Source organism: Candidatus Palauibacter sp., assembly GCF_965222475.1.
Classification (GTDB): Bacteria; Gemmatimonadota; Gemmatimonadetes; order Palauibacterales; family Palauibacteraceae; genus Palauibacter.
Map to the genome: position 1 here is coordinate 604,536 of NZ_CBDCUB010000007.1, position 13,175 is coordinate 617,710.

At 69.5% G+C, this 13,175-nt stretch carries 10 protein-coding genes and 3 pseudogenes; all 13 read right to left on the minus strand.

Annotated features, from left to right (window positions below; genetic code table 11):
* Positions 1-4 precede the first annotated feature (4 nt).
* The 13 genes and pseudogenes from ACOQPP_RS14630 to ACOQPP_RS14690 all read right to left on the minus strand — a co-directional run bounded on the left by ACOQPP_RS14630 (position 5) and on the right by ACOQPP_RS14690 (position 13,119).
* Positions 5-652 (minus strand): c-type cytochrome, encoded by a 648-nt coding sequence (locus tag ACOQPP_RS14630; protein ID WP_419167932.1) that lies wholly within the window; start codon positions 650-652, stop codon positions 5-7.
* 14 nt (positions 653-666) lie between these two features.
* Entirely contained in the window at positions 667-1,962 is a 1,296-nt protein-coding gene (gene soxC / locus ACOQPP_RS14635; RefSeq protein WP_419167931.1) for a sulfite dehydrogenase, read from the minus strand.
* 107 nt (positions 1,963-2,069) lie between these two features.
* Positions 2,070-3,209 carry an NAD-dependent epimerase/dehydratase family protein gene (locus ACOQPP_RS14640; protein WP_419167930.1) on the minus strand — a complete coding sequence of 380 codons (1,140 nt, stop codon included), beginning with the start codon at positions 3,207-3,209 and terminating at the stop codon, positions 2,070-2,072.
* Positions 3,210-3,246: 37 nt separating this feature from the next.
* A complete protein-coding gene (locus ACOQPP_RS14645) occupies positions 3,247-4,368 on the minus strand; it encodes an MBL fold metallo-hydrolase (protein ID WP_419167929.1) in 1,122 nt (373 codons plus the stop codon).
* 71 nt (positions 4,369-4,439) lie between these two features.
* The gene (locus tag ACOQPP_RS14650; RefSeq protein WP_419167928.1) at positions 4,440-5,309 is read right to left on the minus strand and encodes a hypothetical protein; all 870 of its coding nucleotides are present in this window, start codon (positions 5,307-5,309) and stop codon (positions 4,440-4,442) included.
* A gap of 4 nt (positions 5,310-5,313) precedes the next feature.
* Positions 5,314-7,034 (minus strand): annotated as a pseudogene (locus tag ACOQPP_RS14655) (sodium:solute symporter family protein).
* On the minus strand, positions 7,031-7,324 hold the full coding sequence (locus ACOQPP_RS14660) for a DUF4212 domain-containing protein (RefSeq protein ID WP_419167926.1): 294 nt from the start codon (positions 7,322-7,324) through the stop codon (positions 7,031-7,033). Before ACOQPP_RS14660 ends, ACOQPP_RS14655 begins: the two are co-directional and overlap by 4 nt.
* A gap of 129 nt (positions 7,325-7,453) precedes the next feature.
* Positions 7,454-9,121 (minus strand): sodium:solute symporter family transporter, encoded by a 1,668-nt coding sequence (locus tag ACOQPP_RS14665; protein WP_419167925.1) that lies wholly within the window; start codon positions 9,119-9,121, stop codon positions 7,454-7,456.
* Between the two features lie 24 nt (positions 9,122-9,145).
* Positions 9,146-9,346 (minus strand): CocE/NonD family hydrolase C-terminal non-catalytic domain-containing protein, encoded by a 201-nt coding sequence (locus ACOQPP_RS14670; protein WP_419168007.1) that lies wholly within the window; start codon positions 9,344-9,346, stop codon positions 9,146-9,148.
* 25 nt (positions 9,347-9,371) lie between these two features.
* A pseudogene (locus tag ACOQPP_RS14675) lies at positions 9,372-10,871 on the minus strand (CocE/NonD family hydrolase); the annotation flags it as partial.
* A 2-nt stretch (positions 10,872-10,873) separates the two neighbouring features.
* Positions 10,874-11,266 (minus strand): annotated as a pseudogene (locus tag ACOQPP_RS14680) (redoxin domain-containing protein); the annotation flags it as partial.
* A 12-nt stretch (positions 11,267-11,278) separates the two neighbouring features.
* On the minus strand, positions 11,279-11,533 hold the full coding sequence (locus tag ACOQPP_RS14685) for a hypothetical protein (protein ID WP_419167924.1): 255 nt from the start codon (positions 11,531-11,533) through the stop codon (positions 11,279-11,281).
* Positions 11,530-13,119, minus strand: coding sequence for a carboxylesterase/lipase family protein (locus tag ACOQPP_RS14690; protein WP_419167923.1), 1,590 nt, complete (start codon positions 13,117-13,119; stop codon positions 11,530-11,532). The genes ACOQPP_RS14685 and ACOQPP_RS14690 overlap by 4 nt, the downstream gene beginning before the upstream one ends.
* Positions 13,120-13,175 lie beyond the last annotated feature (56 nt).

A 13,175-nucleotide genomic window follows, 5' to 3' on the forward strand; every position in this document is an offset into this window, starting at 1 on the left:
TCGGTCAGCGGATTGTGGGGCCGCCGGTTCGGTTGTCGGGGACGAAGCGGTTGCGGGCGGGCATGTGTGCGTCGACGACGGTGGCGGAGTCGACGACGGCGTCCGCCGGCAGCAGATCGTTGAAGTAGAGCATGGCGCCGACGACCGCGTAGACCTCCTCATCCGTCATGGTGCCCGGCATGTCGAAGGGCATGGCGCGACGGGTGTAGTCGAACAGCGTCGTGGCGTAGGGCCAATAGTTGCCGACGGTGGACCGCAAGCTGCGGTCGTTGGCGAACGGGAACTCGTCGCCCGGTATCCGCCCCGCGATCAGGTCGTTCGGCCCCTCCCGCCCGGTGGGGCCGTGGCAGAGAACGCAGCGGTGCCTCTCCCAGACTTCCAGCCCTTCCGCCACCGTGCCCTGCCCGGGTGGCAGGCCCGCGCCGTCGGGGCCGATGTCGATGTCCCACGCGGCGATCTGCGACTCGGTCGCGGGGCTACCGAAGCCGTACACGGGCTCGGCCGCGCCGGACCGCCCCGCAGCTACCTGGGCGCCACCGGTCGCCGCGACCATCGCCGTCCCGGGGTCGGCGGCCGGGCCGCCCTCGCCATCGCCCGAGCCGCAGGCCGCCAGAACCGGCAACAGGGCCGCCAGCGTCGTCCATCTCCGCACCGTCGTTGCCGGGCTCATACGGGCGCGAACGCGATCGAGCCGTCGCTGGCCACGCGCCAGCCGCGGATTGCGTTGGAATGGTAGCGTGTGCCGGGGCCGCGGGCGTCGAGCACCTGCTGGCGAACCGGCTGCGTGTAGCCCGTCTCATCGGTGGCGCGGCTCAGCAGGTGCGCCGGGCCTCCGTCCCACTCCCAGCCATGGCGGAACCGGGTCGTACACTTGGGCAGCACGGGCTCCTGCAGCACGGCGTCGTGCCACGAGTCGCCCCCGTCCGTGCTGACTTCCACGCGCTCGATCAGACCCCGGCCGGTCCAGGCGTAACCGGAGATCTCGACGAAGCCGGGCTCCGGCAGACGCCGCGGGTAGGTCGGATAGGTGATGACCGACTTCGCGTCCATCACGAACGAAAACTGCCGCGCCGTCCCGTCCGGCAGCGGATCCGTGTACTTCGATGTCTCGTCGCGGAACATGGAGGGCCGGTCGGAGAGCTCCAGCCGCCGGACCCACTTCACGCTCGCGTTGCCCTCCCACCCCGGCAGGAGCACCCGCGCCGGGTAGCCCTGCTCGGGCCGGATCGCCTCGCCGTTCTGCCCGTACGCGATCATGGCGTCGTCCCAGGCCTTCTCCATCGGGATGCTGCGGCTCATCACCGCCGCATCGGAGCCCTCGGCCAGGAACCAGGTCGCGTCCGCGTGCGCCCCCACCTCTTCGAGCAGCGTCGAGAGAGCGACGCCCGACCACTCGCTCGTGCTCAGGAGGCCGTCGATCGACTGCGGCGTGTTCTCCGGGTTGGGAGACGGTGAGGACGCGCCTCCGCCGTTCCCCGAGCACTCGAGGAAGAGGAGCTGCGAAACCTGCGGGAAGCGCTTCAGGTCATCTAGCGTGAAGAGCGTGGGCCGGTCGACCATGCCGTGAATGAGGAGGCGGTAGGTCGCGGGGTCGATCTCCGGTATGCCGTGGTGGTGCCGCTCGAAGTGGAGGTCCGCCGGCGTCATGATCCCGTGCAGGTCCTGCAGCGGCGTGCGCGAGGAGCCCCCCATGGATCCGGAGAGCAGCTTGCGCGGCGTCTCGTGCGGCGAACGCGAACCGACCACGACCGGACGGGCGCCCGGCACCTTCGTCGGATCGGGCGCCTCCTGAGAGACCAGCCCGCGTGTAGCGCCCGCGGTGATCGCCGTGCCCGCTGCGGCTGCGGCCCCCGCGAGCAGCGCCCGCCGGGTGAGACCGGAACCGCCTGACGCCTCGATACCGTCCTCGAGGTCGTTGCCGGGTAGGTCCTCGGGAGCGCGTTCTCCGTTTCGGTCCTTCACATCGCCTCCATTTGCATCGGTCTCAGCCGGCACCTCCGGCACCGCGCCGCGCGACGGTTCCGACGAGTGTCGTCCCGTTCAAGCCGGGCAGCAAGGGCGCCCGGCGTTCACTGCGACCCGTGCCACTCCTGAAGGATCTCCGCCTCCCGCTCCGCTGGGAGCCCCGGCCGCATCTCCGTCTGCCGTTCGGGCGTGCGAGAGAAGTGGAAGTCGAGCGTCGCCTGCGTCGTGTCCGCCAGCGACCGGAACGTCAGGCCGTGCGCGACTTCGTTGGAGAGATCGAAGCGCGCGAACCCCTCCGATCCCGGGGTCGGAGGCCGCCACACCGGCATCTCGGCGTACGGCCGCACCCCGCGCTCGGCCAGAAACTCACGCGGCACCCACGTGAACGTCGTCTCGGCGGTCGTGACGGCGCGGATCCCGTACAGGAGTTCCGCCATCGGCCGCGGCGTCGCGGGACCGATGAGGTTGAAGATGCCCGTGTGCCCCTGGTCGGAGGAGAGCGCCATGAAGTCGCCCAGGTCGCGCACATCGATGATCTGGACCGGGTCCGTCCCGTCGCCGGGAGACAGCACCTCGCCGCCGCGGTGGATCCGGACGGGCCAGTAGGTGAAGCGGTCGGTGGGGTCGTCGGGTCCGATGATGAGGCCCGGGCGGAAGATCCCGTACCGCTCGGGGAAGATCCGCATCACCTCGCGCTCGGACTCTGCCTTCGCGAGCCCGTAGGGGAGTTGCGTGATGTCTGCCGTGGCGCGGTCCACGCCTGCGGTCTCGTAGGTGAAGGAGGGCACCTCCGACGTCATCGGCATCGTGGAATGGCTCGCGTACGCGGAGCGCGAGGAGACGTAGTAGAAGTACTCGACGGAGTCGCGCAGGAACTCCCCGATGCTCGTCACCCAGTCGGGGCGGGAGGTGGAGTTGTCGATGACGACGTCCCATGTCCGTCCGCGCAGCGACTCGAAGTCGCCGTTCCGGTCTCCGACCAGTTCCTCGACCCCCTCGAACATGCCGGGTCGACTGCCGCGGTTGAAGATCGTGACCTCGAGTCCCTGGTCGAGCGCGGATCGCACCTGGTACGGTCCGATGAACCCGGTCCCGCCCAGGATCAGCAGCCTCCCCCCGCTCCCGGAGGCCTGGGTCGTGCCTGCGGGGCCCGCGCACGCGGCGGCCGGGATCCCGAGCCCGAGGGCGGCGCCCGCCGCGGCCGTGACCTTCAGAAAATCGCGCCGGTTCGAATCGGTGGACATCGTGACTCCTTGTTCCTGGTCGTTCGCCTTGGTCGGCTCAGTTCGCAGTGCCGTCCAGCAGCTCGAAGATGCGGAGCACCGCGACCGGATTCGCGCCGGGGCCGCTGATCCCGCCGAAGTTGGCCGCGTGCGCCGTGAGGTCGATGCGCCCGGCCGCGTCTTCGGCGTTCACGCCCTGCCCGTGGAGCGCCACGGACTGGTCCCACAGGTCACGCAGGTAGGCCTGAAGGCGGTCGATCCGCTCGCGCTCCTGGTACGGGGCGCCGTGGCCCGGGATGATCCAGTCGAAATCGAGCGCCTTCACGCGTTCGAGCGTCTCCACCCACTCGTTCACGTAGCCGTCGCCCATGTAAGGGAGGCCGCCCGTGAGCATGTCCCCGGTGATGATCACGCGGTCGCTCGGCAGGTAGACGATGACGTCCCCCTCCGTATGCGCGCGCCCGAAGAAGTGGAACTGGATCTCGCGCCCGCCGCGGTAGAGCGTGAGCCGTTCCGAGAGCGTGGTGTTGGGCGGCGTGGGGACGACTTCCCGCAGCTGCGCGTAGTACGTGCGCTGCCCTTCGAGCGTGGCTTCCAGCTCCGCCCGCGCCTCCGTGTCGCTCATCGTGTCGAGCGTCGCCTCCATCTGTTCGATCCGCCCGGGGATCGAGCCCACGAAGAGTTCGTAGGACCGCCCCGAGTTCGAGCGCCCCGCGGCGATCGCCGCGCGCGTCGCCTCGTGGCTGATGATCTCGACCTCGGGCGGATACACCTGGTTCCCGTGCGCGTGATCGAAGTGCCAGTGCGTGTTCGCGGCGTAGCGGACGGGCCTGTCGGTGAGGCTGCGCAGGTCCTCGATGAGTGCGTTCGCGGCCGCGGGGGAGATGTGGGAGTCGACGAGCAGGACGTCGGCCTCGTTCACGACCACGCCCGCGTTCGATCCGACGACGAGGTCGCTCGCGCCACGCGCGTGGTAGACGCCTGGCACGACCTCCGTGAACTCGAAGTGGACGGCTTCCGTCGTTGACGGGCCGTCTCCTTCCGCGCCGCCGCGGTCGCCGCCCCCGGGTGCGCAACCGGCGCACAGCCACGCTGCCCCGAGCATAACCGCCGGGATCGCGCTCGGACGGCAGATCGCTGCTGTGCGCGCAAGTTCAGGTCGCTGTGGTCTGGCGGTCATGAAGCCTCCCGGGGCGCGAGATGAGCCGACGCTCGCAAGATGTCGGCGGCGTCGATCCCGGAACAGATGTCCTACGACCCCGGGCCGGGAAGCCCGAGTCTGGCGGGAAGCCCCGCGACGTAGGCCCGGACCTCGCGCTCGACCTCGCTCATCTCGACCTCGCTGCCCTGCCCGCCGGCCTCCCGGAGTTCGGTATAGAGTTCGATCGCCGCCTCGAGCGCGGTAGCACACGCTGCGGCGTCGACGTCTCCAACCGTCCGGCCCAGAGCGGTCGCGAACCCGGGAACCCGCGACTCGATCCGACGCACGCCGGTGGCCTGTACGCCCGCTCGCCGGAACGCCAGCGGCGCCAGCACGAGGGCCCGCAGGACCCCCAGTCCGTCCAGCGCCTCGAGGATCTCTCCGCGCTCGATCTTGTCCGCGAGATAGTGCGCCCAGATCCAGAAGCGTTCCTCGATCCAGGCCGGGTCCGCGGACGGGTAGCGGGCCTCCGCGCGGGCGAACGCGGCGCTCAGGCGGCCGTCCACCTCCCACAGGATGACCGGATCCTCGATCCGCTCGTGCGCGTCGTCGAGCGACACGAACTTGAGGTCCACATGCAGGAGCGGAGGCCCATAGAGGCAAACGAGCAGCCGTCGCTCCCCCACGTGCTCGGCGGTGAAGCCGGCCAGAAACGAGGGACACAGCTGCCGTGCGATCGCCCGCCGCCGGTCGAGGATCCCGGGCCAGACCGCCGGTTCCACCGCCACGACGAGGTCGAGATCCGAGATTTCATCGAACTCGTCCGACCTGTCCGGGATGAACGTACCGCCCGCCGCCAGGCCGGCGATGCCATCGACCCCCGGAACCGCCGCCAACGCTCCCTCGAGAAACGCCCGATGCCGCTCCGGCAGCCGCGAGAGCCGTTCCTCAACGCCCGGGCCGTGGTTCCATCCCGGCATGAGGTCAGCCGCTGATCTCGTGCGCCTCTCCGGCCCCGCGCGGCACCCGGATGCGCTCGACCAGCCCTCGAACCTCGGGGGGAGGCGCCGGCGTGAACCGCGACACGATGCTCGCCACCGCGAAATTCACCGTCATCCCGAGCGCCCCGATGCCCTCGGGCGAGATCCCGAACCACCAGTTCTCCGCCACGTTCGCGGCCGGGTTCACGAACTTGAAGTAGACGATGTAGGCCGCCGTCAGCGTGATCCCCGACAGCATGCCGGCGATCGCCCCCTCGCGGTTGAGCCGTTTCGAGAAGATCCCGAGGATGATGACCGGGAAGAAGGATGCCGCGGCCAGCCCGAAGGCGAACGCGACCACCTCCGCCACGAAGCCCCAGTCGCTGATCCCCAGGTAACCGGCCACCAGAACGGCCAGCCCGGCGCTCACCCGCGCCGCCACGAGTTCACCCTTCTCGCTGATGTCCGGCCGCCAGTTGCGTTTGAGCAAGTCGTGGCTGATCGCCGCCGAGAGCACCAGCAGGAGACCGGCCGCGGTCGACAGCGCCGCCGCCAGCCCGCCCGCGGCCACGAGGCCCACCACCCAGTTCGGCAGCCGCGCGATCTCCGGGTTCGCGAGCACCATGATGTCGCGGTCGATCGTGAGTTCGTTCCGGACCGGCTGGCCCGCCCCGTCCACCGCGTCCGCCCCGACGTACTGGATCAGCCCATCCCCGTTGTGGTCCTCGAACGAGATCAGTCCCGTGGACTCCCACTTCGTGAACCAGTCCGGCATCTCCGCGTACGGCGCGTCCGTCACCGTATTCAACAGTTCGTCCTCGCGAACACCGCAACGGCCGGCGCCGCCGTGTACAGGAGCGCGATGAACACCAGCGCCCAGCCCACGCTGATCCGCGCGTCCCGCACCCTCGGAACCGTATAGAAACGGATGATGACGTGCGGCAGCCCCGCCGTCCCCACCATGAGCGCGGCCGTGATCGCGAGCACGTCGAGCATCGATTTGGTGCCGTCCGTATAGGCGGCGAATCCAAGCTCCTCGTGCAACCCGTTCAGCCGGTCGAGCAGGAAGGTCCCCGTCTCCTGCTCCGCCGCGCCGAGCCCGATCTGCGGGATCGGGATCCCGGTGATGAGTATCGACAGGAAGATCGCCGGCACCGTGTAGGCGAAGATGAGCACGCAATACTGGGCCACCTGCGTGTAGGTGATCCCCTTCATCCCGCCCAGCACCGCGTAGAAGAACACGATCCCCATCCCGATGACCACGCCCAGCGCGATGTCGATTTCGAGGAAGCGGCTGAACACGATCCCGACGCCCCGCATCTGCCCCGCGACGTAGGTGAAGGAGACGAAGATCGCGCAGATCACGGCCACGACGCGCGCCGTCTGGGAGTAGTAGCGCTCGCCCACGAAATCGGGGACGGTGAACGCGCCGAACTTCCTCAGATATGGGGCGAGGAGCAGCGCCAGGAGCACGTACCCGCCCGTCCAGCCCATGAGGTAGACCGAGCCGTCGTACCCCAGGAAGGAGATGATCCCGGCCATCGAGATGAAGGAGGCGGCCGACATCCAGTCTGCCGCCGTCGCCATTCCGTTGGCGAGGGGATGGACGCCCTTGCCGGCCACGTAGAACTCGCTCGTCGAGCGAGCCCGCGACCAGATCGCGATCCCGATGTAGAGGGCGAACGAAAGCCCGACGAGCGTCGCCGTCCACTGGAGAACCGTCATGCCGCGCCCTCCTCGTCACGCTCGTCGACGTCGAACTCCCGATCGAGCCGGTTCATGAGGAAGACGTAGACGAAAATCAGAAGGACGAAGACGTAGATCGATCCCTGCTGCGCGAACCAGAAGCCGAGCGGGAAGCCGGTGCCCGGGATCCGGACCGTGTCCAGCGCGTCGGCGAACACGATCCCCGCGCCGTAGGACACCAGCGCCCAGATCCCGAGGAGCGCCCCCACGTAGCGGAGGTTGCGGCGCCAGTATTCCAGCCGGTCCCGGTCTTGTGCGCGTTGGTTCATATGCCTCTCAGCGTATTCCGCGGCGTGCTGTGCGTTGCGTTCAGGAAGAGGTCGCGAGGTGCGGTGCCCGCCGAATCGTCGGCTCCGAAGTCGCCCCACGCTGCGGATCGACCCGGCCGCGCGCCAGTGTCACCAGAACAGCCCGAAGACGAGCCACGCCGAAATCGCCGCAAGAACTCCCGTGTAGAGCACTGGACTGGCCAGCAACGGAACCCGCCCCTCGAAGGGATGGAGCCGTATCGGGCCGAGTTCTCCCGAACTCTTCGCCAGCCATCCGCCTGGGGCCACGCCCTCCGTCACGGGCGACACCCTCCGCCAGCGGGGGTGCAGCGCCGCGAACGCGCAGCCGGCCGCGGTGAAGACGATCGCCCACACGAAGGCCTCCCACTGCCCGGTCAGCCAGGCCGGCAGCCACGACACATCGATCACTTCCCGGTCGAGGAACCCGGCGACGCCGTACAGTCCGCCAGTCGCGAGGCCGGCGATGCCGACCCGCCGGTTCGTGCGCGTCACGGCGCCGACCAGGTAGACGATGAGCAGCGGCGTGACGAAGACCGAGGTGACCGAGCGGAAGGCGGCGAGCATCGTCGGCGCGCGCAGGATCAACGGCAGGTAGGCGAACCCCAGCACCAGGATCGCGACCGTCGCGATGCGTCCCACGCGCAGGTAGTGGGCGTCGTCGCGGTCGCGCGAGATCAAGCGTGCGTAGATGTCGCGCGTGAACACGGCCGACATCGACGACCCCATGGAGTCGAACGTGCTCACGGCGGCGCTCACGACGCCCGCCACGACGAGCCCCTTGGCCCCGACCCCCAGATACGTGGAAATGAGGTGAGGGTACATGGCGTCGGGCTGCGCGAAGTCCGGGAATTGCGCCCGGCCGAACAGCCCCAGCATGTCCGTGAACACGAGGACGACGAGGCTCACGCCGACGCCCAGCACTCCGGCCATCTTCATGTCCCAGAGCGATCGCGCCCCCATCATCCGCTGCGTCGATGTGTGGCTCACGGTCCACCAGCCGGAGGAGATGAGGATCCACGCGATGAAGATGACGCCCGGCGAGGTGTTTCCGTCCCGTCCCCGGAACGAACTCACGTGGGCCAGATCGGGCGCCGCGAGGCCCGGCGCGAGCCCCTCGACCGCCGTCCCCAGGCTCTCCAACTCAGCCATCATGACATCCCAACCCCCTACCGCCCGCCACACCGCCGCGCAGACCGCGAGCCCCCCGGCGATCACGAGCACGCTCTGCAGCACGTCGGTCGCAACGACCGCCCGTAACCCGCCCACGGCCGTGTAGATGCCGGACAGGACGACCAGCGACACGATCAGCGCCCAGGAGAGCCCCGGCCTCAGCCCGCCGACCCCGACCAGGGTCAGGTGGACGGCCCAGATCATGAGGCCGAGGACGGAGGTCCGATACTGGATCTGGATGAGGGCGCCGAGGACGCGCGTACCGGGGCCGAAGCGGTGCTCGAGGTACTCGGAGTTGGTGTACAGCCCGGCGCGGTAGATGGCGGGGACGATCACGAATGTGGCGATCGTGACGCCGATGAGTCCGCCGAACGTGTGCGCGGAGAGGAAGTGCAGCCCTTCGCTTGCGATCGTTCCCGTCGCCGACACGAACTCCGAGTTGTCCATGTTGGTGGCGAAGAGCGACAGGCCGACCGCCCACCAGGGGAGCGTGCGCGAACTCAGAAACCACTCGCCGCTGGTGGAGGTGCCGCGCGCGCGGCGAAGTCCGTAGGCGATGATCGCCCCGTTCAATCCAAGGACGATCAGCCAGTCGAGAGCGCTCATGGGCGTCGGGCGATCAAGTGGCGGTCAGCCCCGAGCGCGGTCGGCGACCGCGAGCCGCAGGTGCGAAGGATACCCGGCCGAGTGGAGCACGGTGTTGCGCGCCGTCCGCATGCGCGTGCCGGTGCCCACGTCCTCGCCCGTGTTGAGGTTGCGGCTGAAGCGGGGGAAGCAACTGCTCGTAATCTGCAGTCGGATCCGGTGTCCGGCGCGGAAGACGTGGCTCATCGCATAGAGTCCCGATCCGGAACTCCGCTGCCGAGTTCGGCTCGAGCAGATCAATCCGATTCAGTCCGTCCCGGTAACGTGCGCGCAGGATCCCTTCGGTGAGCACGAACGACGCCCCGTCCGGCTCCACATCCGTCAGGCGCGCCACGAAGTCGGTGTCCCGGGCGGACGACTCCGCGTAGAGCACGAGTTCGACCGGTCCTGTCACCTCGAGGTCGTTCTCCAGCGGCGCAGACGTGTAGACGAGCACGTCGCGGCGCCGCTCGATCGGCGTCTGCTCGACGGGGCCGCCTCGCATGGGCGTCTCGGCGTGCGTCGTGATCAGGCGCGAGGACAGGTTCCCGCCGAGCGAGGGCGCGGGATCGCGCGGGTCGTAGTCGAAGCGGTCGGGCGGCTCATCCCCCGGCGGCTCAGGGTCCAGCCGGGCGCCATCATCCCGGTTCGCGCGGCCGTGGCTGTGGAGATGCCAGTTCACCACTTCGGTGCCAGCGGGCGGCCACTCCGCGCCCGTCCGCCACCGGTTGACGCCCGTCGTGAACCAGCGCAGCGGCGGGTCCTCGCTGATCCCGTCATCCAGGCCCCGTAGCTGCCAGTCGAACCAGCGCCGTTCCTCCTCTCGGACATCGACCCAGGCGTCAGGTCCGAACGTGAGGTCGCCGACGGTCTGCGACTCCGGTACTTCGTGGGACCAGGGTCCGATGAGCGTACGGTTCTGTGCTCGCGCGCGGGAGGTCGCGGCCCCGGCGGTCATCCCCTCGTGGATGCGGAGAGCCGAACCCGGGTAGGCGTCGTACCACCCACCCTGCTGGAAAGCCGGCGCCGTCACCCGGTCGTATTGATCCGTGAGCCTGAGCCGTCGCCAGTACTCGTCGCGCGTCGGGTGCTCCAGCCACTCGCGCCAATACGGGATCTTCCGGCCGATCGCGCGCTGGTCCATCTCGATGAGCGGGAGATGTGACCAGAACTTCGCGTTCTGGAACAGGCGGGCGGCCTGCGCCCCCGTCACGATCGCCAGGTTCGTCTCCCAGATCACGGCGGCGGCGAGCGACAGCAGCAACTGGAAGGCGCCGCCGAGGTAGTGACAATCTCCGAAGTGATCGTCGCAGATCACGTGCGGCACCATGCAGGTCAGATGCGGGCTGCCGAGAGTGGCGCTGAGCCACTGCGTCAGCCCGCCGTAGCTTCGGCCCCACATCCCGATCTTCCCGTCGCACCACTCCTGGCCGGCGACCCACTCGAGCGTGTCGTGCCCATCCTCGATCTCGGGCGTGTAGGCGTGAAACACACCCTCCGACTCGAAGCGGCCGCGACAGTCCTGGACGACGAACGCGTAGCCCCGCCGCGTCCACCAGATCCCGTTCTCGATGAACACGTCGCGGGCGCTCTCGTAGGGCGTCCGCGTGACGATCGTGGGGAAGGGACCGCCGCCGGTCGCCAGGTACACATCGGCCGTGAGCCCGACTCCATCGCGCATGCGGCCCCGGAGTCCGTGCAGCAGCCGAACCTCCCCCGGGGCCTCGGACATTCCTACGCCCGGGGAGGCGGGATCGCGGCGACGATCTCGGAGGGTTCGGCGCGCACCGTGTAGTCGGCGTCGGCGGATGCGTACACGATGGTGCCCGAGGCGTCGATCACGAAGGTGGCGGACAGCGGAAGCTCCCAGGACTCGTCCCCGTTGAATCGGGAGAGATCGATCCCGAGCCCGTCACGATAGAGGTCCCGCAGTTCTCCCTCGACCGCGAAGGTGAGGCCGTAGTCACGCGCCACGCCGAGGCCGAGGTCGAGCAGGACGTCGAACTGGATCCCGTCCTCCTCGATCCAGCCGCGGGCGTACTCCGCGAGTTGGGGGGAGAGGGTGACGAGCCGGGCGCCTCGGGCCTCGATCTCGGGCAGTACCGATTGAAGAGCAGCCTGCTCCTCTCGGCAGTAGGGTCACCAGCGGCCGCGGAAGAAGCTGAGCACGACGGGGCCCCGCCGGAGGAGTGACTGGAGCCGTACCGTGGGCCCGGCCACGCTGGGACGGGCGAAGCGGGGCGCGCGGTCACCCACCCGCGGCACGCGACCGAGGATGCCGGAAGCCCTCAGCGCCTCGGTGCCGGCGTTCATGATCGCGGTGGCGGCGGCCGGCCGCGCGGCTTTCTTCTCCGCGCGCATCTCGGAGAGCCGCCGGCAGAGCGGCCCGCTCACGGCAAGCCCGCCTGGAGCCGACGGCCCCAGAAGTCCAGCTCGGACGCGCGGAGTCCGGCGGCCGTCTTCACGGTCGCCCCCAGGATCTGATAAGCCTCTTCGTCACGCGTGTAGGCCGGCCACGGCGGCAGTCCCGGGCCGTTGGGATCGCCCGTTGCGGCGAAGTTCAGCCAGTAGGAGGACATCGTGCGGGCCAGCCGGCGGTCCGCGGCCTCGCGCGTGCCCGGGCCGACGTTCCCGAGCGCGTACACGATCTCCGCAGCGTGGTACGACTTGAGATATTCCCGGGCCGGTCCCGGCGGCTCGTGCGTGAAGTAGTAGAGCCAGGCGTCCGTCCCGGCGGCTTCCGACGCCCGCGCCCACGTCCGCATCTGGATGCCGAACAGGGCGTCGCCGCGGCTTCGCGTGAAGGCGTTGGAGATTTGGCTCTCCTCGACTACGGGGTACACGGATTCGAATAGTTCCGCCTCGTCTCCCACGCGGCCCGCCACCCATTCGCGCCACGCGTCGAGCGTTGCCGGCACCGACCGCGGGGAACTGAGGGAGGTCATCTCATCGGCGTTGAACCCGACCAGCACCGGGACGTTGTTGTGGCGCCCCTCGGCGAACGTGGTCGTCACGTCGGTCGGCAACACCCATCCATCCACGTTCTCCGCCGTCCTGAACCGGCGGCCGACTTCGGTGGCGAGCCCCGCCATCAGGGTGGCGGCGGAGAGCGCCCGCATGTCATCGAGCGTCTCCGCCCCGAGTGTGCCGATGAACGCGGCCCCGACCTCCTCGGCGGAGCGCGCGCCCTCCGGCGCCTCCGAGAGACGCATCATCCGACCGAACCGTCCGCCGCTCTGGCCGATCGCGCGGTGGAAGAGGCCTGCGGCGAGGGGGGTCGCCATGAGCGTGTTCACGCTCCAGGAGCCCGCCGACTCGCCGAAGATGGTCACCCGATCGGGGTCGCCGCCGAAGGCCGCGATGTTGTCGCGGACCCACTCGAGCGCGGCGATCTGATCGAGCACGCCGTAGTTGCCCGAAGAGCCATGCTCGGACTCGGCCGTGAGCAGTGGATGCGCGAGGTAGCCGAAGGGGCCGAGCCGGTAGTTGATCGTGACCACAACGGCGCCCCTCGCCGCCAGCGCCCCGCCGTCGTAGGCGCTCACGGAGCCCGAGCCCATGGTGAGCGCCCCCCCGTGGATCCAGACCATGACCGGCCGTCGCTCTGACGCGTCCCCCGCCCCGGTCCACACGTTGAGGTACAGACAGTCCTCGGCGGTGGGGGCGGGCGGGCCCCGGAACACGGATCCGGCGGGGAACGAGCCCTGCATGCACTGCGGCCCGAAACTGTTGGCGAACAGCGTGGCGCCTCCCCAGGATTCGACCGGCTGGGGTGGCTTCCAGCGCAGGTCACCCACCGGCGGCGCCGCGAACGGGATCCCCCGGAACACCCGGACGCCGTCTTCGACCACGCCCTGGACGTTGCCCGAGGCGGTCTGCACGGGCGTCTCCTGCGCGAGCAGCGGTCCACCGGAGAATCCGGTCGTCAGGCTCGCGACGAGGAGGGCGATGAACAGGGACGGGCGGAAATGACGAGGCATGGGAACGCTCCCGATCTGCGCGAGAATACCAAAGCCGGGCCGCAAGGTGTGACGGC

Bases quoted from the DNA above. Each gene is read 5' to 3' on its own strand.
- ACOQPP_RS14670 (WP_419168007.1), bottom strand. From the start codon at position 9,346: ATGAGCCACGTCTTCCGCGCCGGACACCGGATCCGACTGCAGATTACG.
- ACOQPP_RS14645 (WP_419167929.1), bottom strand. From the start codon at position 4,368: ATGACCGCCAGACCACAGCGACCTGAACTTGCGCGCACAGCAGCGATC.
- ACOQPP_RS14660 (WP_419167926.1), bottom strand. From the start codon at position 7,324: ATGAACCAACGCGCACAAGACCGGGACCGGCTGGAATACTGGCGCCGC.
- ACOQPP_RS14665 (WP_419167925.1), bottom strand. From the start codon at position 9,121: ATGAGCGCTCTCGACTGGCTGATCGTCCTTGGATTGAACGGGGCGATC.
- ACOQPP_RS14650 (WP_419167928.1), bottom strand. From the start codon at position 5,309: ATGCCGGGATGGAACCACGGCCCGGGCGTTGAGGAACGGCTCTCGCGG.
- ACOQPP_RS14690 (WP_419167923.1), bottom strand. From the start codon at position 13,119: ATGCCTCGTCATTTCCGCCCGTCCCTGTTCATCGCCCTCCTCGTCGCG.
- ACOQPP_RS14640 (WP_419167930.1), bottom strand. From the start codon at position 3,209: ATGTCCACCGATTCGAACCGGCGCGATTTTCTGAAGGTCACGGCCGCG.